This is a genomic window from Roseobacter sp. (genome assembly GCF_024639605.1).
Taxonomy (GTDB): Bacteria; Pseudomonadota; Alphaproteobacteria; order Rhodobacterales; family Rhodobacteraceae; genus Roseobacter.
The window spans coordinates 1-5,305 of the sequence record NZ_JAHEHZ010000194.1; the positions used below are offsets into that span (position 1 = coordinate 1).

Consider the following 5,305-nt stretch of genomic DNA (forward strand, 5'->3'; position numbering starts at 1 on the left):
AGCAGCCTGCCGAGGAGCCTGTAGCACAGACGCCCGTTGCAGAAGAGCCGGCGCCAGAGCCTGCACCGGCGCCCGCGTCAGATAATTACAAAACAGACAATGCGGACTGGGTCACCGGCCTCGACAGCCCGAACGGATACAACATTTCCATCAACTTTGTCGGCGACGGCTGGACCGACAGCCTGAAGCAGGCGTTCATCGACGGTGCGGAGACGGTCAGCGATTATGTCGTTGGTGACGTGCCGGATGAGGACGGTGTGGACGATCTGCACATCACGGCGACGATTGAAAACCTCGGCGGAGCCGGTGGTGTTTTTGCCCGTGGCGGCGCAACCGCCGTGCGTGTGGAAAGTGGCCTGACTACCGAAGGCGTTGTCCGCCTGGACGAAGCCGATCTGGGAACAATGGAAACACACGGTGTTGTCGGGGATTTCGCGTTTCATGAGATCATGCACGCGATGGGCTTTGGCACGACCTGGGGTGGCGGCGGCGTTGTCGAAAACATTGATGGCAGCCTTCGCTTCACAGGAGAGAATGCAATCCAGGCCTACAACGACGAATTCGCCTCCATCGCGCAGACCGACGATCTTTCAGCGCAGGGTGTGCCGCTCGATTCAGACGGCGATCACTGGGACCACGGTGTGTTCCCCGAAGAAATTCTGTCCCCGAGGCTCAATGCATCCGAGAATGTTATCTCCAGCCTGACGGTCGCGGCTCTGGAAGACATGGGTTATGACACGACATATGGTGACGACCCTGCGGCCGGCGAGTTCGAGGAAGACCTTATTCCTCTGGTCTGATCCAAACCCTTTTCGGGTTCGAAATTAAAAGGGGCGCCTCCGGGGCGCCTCTTTGTCGTTTGTGCCTGTGGAGTCCGGTCCGGGCCCTACTCCAGTTCGACAAGCAGATCCTTCGCGTCGATCTGGCCGCCAGGCTGCACATGCACCGCTTTCACAACGGCGGCGCGTTCGGCGTGGATGCCGGTTTCCATTTTCATCGCTTCGATGGTCAGCAGCAGATCGCCGGCATTGACCCTTGCTCCTTCTCTTGCCGCGACAGAGGCCACAACCCCGGGCATGGGCGCGCCGATGTGGTTGGCATTGCCGGTTTCGGCTTTGGGGCGCTGCTGTGTCGTCGCTTTGACCAGCCGGTTTGGCACACGGATAACGCGCGGCTGGCCGTTGAGCTCAAAGAATACTTTGACCTCACCATCCTCATTGGTCTCGCCCACGGCCTGCAGCCGGATTTCCAGCGTTTTGCCCGGGTCGATCTCGGCCGTGATTTCCTCGCCTGGCTCCATGCCATAAAAGAAGGTGCGCGTCGGCAGTGTCCGCACCGGGCCATAGGTGCGGTGCCGGCCCATATAGTCGAGGAACACTTTCGGATACATCAGATAGCCGGAGAGGTCTTCATCATCGACGGGTTTGCCCTCCATCGCCTCGGAGGCTTCTTTGCGAAGTGCTTCAAGATCGGTGGGCTTGAGGTGCTTACCGGGGCGCTCAACGTTGGGTTTCTCGTCTTTCAGCACCTTTTTCACGATCCCGTCCGGAAAGCCGCCCGGAGGCTGGCCGAGATTTCCGCGCATCATATCAATAACGCTGTCCGGGAAAGAGACATCCGTTGCCGGATCTTCAACGTCAGACCGGGTCAGGCCCTGGGCCACCATCATCAGCGCCATGTCCCCGACAACCTTTGAGGAGGGGGTCACTTTGACAATATCGCCAAACATCTGATTCACGTCGGCATAGGTGCGCGCCACTTCGGGCCAGCGGTCTTCAAGCCCGAGCGATGCGGCCTGTGCCTTGAGATTGGTGAACTGCCCGCCGGGCATTTCGTGAAGATAAACCTCGGAGGAGGGCGCCTGCATGCCGGTTTCAAAGGCCGCATAGTGGCCGCGCACCTCTTCCCAGTAGTCAGAAATCTCGCGCACGGCCTGCATTGACAATCCTGTGTCGCGGTCTGTGTGGCGCAGCGCTTCGACGACCGAGCCCAGCGTCGCCTGGCTGGTATTGCCAGAGAGCGCGTCCATCGCGCAGTCCACTGCGTCCACACCCGCCTCGGACGCGGCGAGGATCGTGGCACAGGCCACGCCGGCTGTGTCATGCGTGTGGAAATGGATGGGCAGGCCCACTTCGGTTTTGAGCGCACGGATGAGCTGACGGGCAGCAGCGGGTTTCAGCAGGCCGGCCATGTCTTTGAGGCCCAGCACATGTGCGCCGGCATCGCGCAGCTCTTTGCCCATGTCGACGTAGTATTTCAGGTTATATTTTGCCCGGTCGGGATCGTTGATGTCGCCGGTGTAGCAAATCGAGCCCTCGCACACCTTGCCGGCTTCGATCACCGCATCCATTGCGACGCGCATGTTCTCAACCCAGTTGAGGCTGTCGAATACGCGGAATACATCCACGCCGGTGCCGGCGGCGACCCGCACGAATTCCTGCACCACATTGTCGGGGTAATTGGTATATCCGACACCGTTTGAGGCGCGCAGCAGCATCTGCGTCATCAGATTTGGCATCCGCGCGCGCAGATCGCGCAACCGTTGCCAGGGACATTCCTGCAGGAACCGGTAGGCCACATCGAAGGTCGCACCGCCCCAGCACTCAACCGAGAAAAGCTGTGGCAGGTTCGCGGAATAGGCCGGCGCCACCTTGATCATATCGTGGCTGCGCATCCGGGTGGCCAGCAGCGACTGGTGCCCGTCACGCATGGTGGTGTCGGTGATCAGCAGCTGGCGTTGTTGTTTCATCCAGTCGGCGACCCCCTGCGGGCCCTTTTGCTCCAGCAGGTTGCGGGTGCCCATCATTGGCTCTGCTTTCGCGGCGGGCGGACGCGGGTCTTTCACGTGGGCTGCCGGGCGCGGGTGGCTTTTGGTTTCCGGATGCCCGTTCACTGTAATGTCGGCGATATAGGTCAGCACCTTGGTGCCCCGGTCGCGGCGACGCGAGAACTGGAAGAGCTCAGGCGTCTGGTCGATGAACTTGGTGTGGTATGTATTGTCGAGGAAGGTCGGGTGCTTCAGCAGGTTTTCGACAAAGGCAATATTGGTTGAGACACCTCTGATCCGGAATTCGCGAAGCGCGCGATCCATCCTCGCAATCGCAGCCTCAGGGGTCTGCGCCTTGGCAGTCACCTTGACGAGCAAACTGTCATAATAGCGTGTGATCACCCCTCCGGAATAAGCGGTACCACCGTCAAGCCGGATGCCCATGCCCGTTGCTTCGCGGAAGGCTGTGATGCGACCATAGTCGGGAATGAAATTGTTCTGAGGGTCTTCGGTGGTGATGCGGGTTTGCAGCGCATGACCGGTGAGTTGTACATCTTCCTGCGTCGGCTTGCCGGTGGCTTCGGCTATGGTTTTGCCCTCGGCGATCAGGATCTGCGCCTGAACAATATCGATGCCGGTGACCTCTTCGGTAACGGTGTGCTCGACCTGAACGCGCGGGTTTACTTCGATGAAGTAAAACCTGCCGTCGTCCATATCCATCAGAAACTCGACGGTGCCGGCACATTCATAATCGACGTGTTTGCAGATCTTATAGCCAAGTTCGCACACCTCGGCGCGCTGCTCGTCGGTCAGATAGGGGGCAGGGGCGCGTTCCACGACCTTCTGGTTGCGGCGCTGGACTGAGCAGTCGCGCTCGTAAAGGTGGTACATACCGCCATGCTTGTCGCCGAGAATCTGCACTTCCACGTGGCGGGCTTTGAGGATCATCTTTTCGAGATAACCCTCGCCGTTGCCAAAGGCGGCCTCGGCCTCGCGACGGCCTTCCCGGACCTTCTCCTCAAGCTCCTTCTCTGCTTCAATCGGGCGCATCCCGCGCCCGCCGCCGCCCCAGGAGGCTTTGAGCATCAGCGGATAGCCGACCTCTCTGGCCTCTGCTTTGATGGCCTTCATATCATCGCCCAGAACGTCGGTGGCGGGGATCACCGGGACGCCGGCTTCTACCGCGACGCGACGCGCGGAGGCCTTGTCGCCAAGGGCGCGCATGGTTTCGGCACGCGGTCCGATAAAGACGATCCCGTTCTGGTCGCAGGCATCCACGAAATCAGGATTTTCCGAGAGCAGACCATATCCGGGGTGGATCGCGTCAGCACCCGAGGCTTTGGCCACGCGGATCATTTCGTTGATGCTCAGATAGGCCGCGACCGGCCCGAGACCCTCGCCGATGCGATATGCTTCATCGGCCTTGAACCGGTGCAGCCCCAGCTTGTCCTCTTCGGCATAGACTGCCACCGTCTTTTTGCCCATCTCGTTTGCCGCGCGCATGATGCGGATGGCAATCTCGCCACGGTTGGCGATAAGAATCTTGCTGAAATCGGGCATAGGGTGTCTCGCATTTCGGGTCGTTTTGACCTGCCCGGGGCGCGCGCTCCGGCGGGGCGACATCGTTGAGCAGGCAGGTGTATCAGATGCTGCAGTGCCGCATTTCTGCGCGGGAATGTAAAGGGGGCAGAGGGGGCGGCTCGTTGCTGGCTATCTGCGGAGTTGTCCCGGGATAGTTGGCGCGGGTTCAGTCTTTGTGAAAGGGTCGGGGCAAATCAGAGAGGGTCCGCGACCCGAGCTGTCCCATATTAGCTTCAAGATCTTTGCGCAGGATATCGACCAGATGATCAATCCCGTCAGGGCCAAGGGCGGCCAGTGCAAAGTGAAAGGCCCGGCCCAGCATGATGAAATCTGCGCCTGACGCCAGTGCGCGCAGGATGTCGAGACCGCCCTCAACACCGGAATCAAAGATCAGTGGCAGTCGGGTGGCGGCGCGGATCTGCGGCAGGACATCGATGGTTGCGGGGGCTGCGTCGAACTGCCGTCCGGCATGATTGGACACCCAGAGCGCATCCACACCGGCGTTCTCCAGTGCTTCAGCATCTTCGGCGCGCAGCACGCCTTTGACCATCAGATTGCCGTCCCAGTGATCGCGCAGCCAGCAGACGTAGTCGTGATCGGGAGAGGTGCGCAGTAAATATCCGACATGTGCGGTGGGTGAGAGCCCTTTGGTGGTGGCATTTGCATAAGCGTCGAGCATGCGCATGTGTGGCATCCCGCGCTGTGCCATGCCGAGCGCCCAGGCAGGGCGCAGGGCCACCTGAGCCATCAGGCGCGGCGTCAGGCGTGGCGGGCTCGTGAGCCCTGAGCGGGTCTGGCGTTCGCGGCGCGAGGCGACGGGCACATCGGCGGTGAGCACCAGCGTCGAGAAACCTGCCTTTTTCGCGCGGGCCAGCATGTCGCGGCGGATTTCTTCGTCACGCGGCGGGTAGAGCTGAAACCAGGCATGCGGCCCCAGATGCGGTGCAACATCTTCGG

The 5,305-nt window shown here is 60.8% G+C and carries 3 protein-coding genes; 1 reads left to right on the forward strand and 2 read right to left on the reverse strand.

The window, feature by feature from the left end:
- Window positions 1-800: hypothetical protein (locus Q0M35_RS17110; RefSeq protein ID WP_295317473.1), on the forward strand; the 800-nt coding region annotated here is incomplete at its 5' end.
- Between the two features lie 86 nt (window positions 801-886).
- Here the strand turns inward: Q0M35_RS17110 and Q0M35_RS17115 are convergent.
- Together Q0M35_RS17115 and Q0M35_RS17120 are read right to left on the reverse strand one after the other, a co-directional pair.
- A complete protein-coding gene (locus Q0M35_RS17115; protein ID WP_295317474.1) occupies window positions 887-4,327 on the reverse strand; it encodes a pyruvate carboxylase in 3,441 nt (1,146 codons plus the stop codon).
- 187 nt (window positions 4,328-4,514) lie between these two features.
- A partial coding sequence (locus Q0M35_RS17120) for an alpha-hydroxy acid oxidase (protein WP_295317475.1) occupies window positions 4,515-5,305 on the reverse strand: 791 nt, incomplete at its 5' end.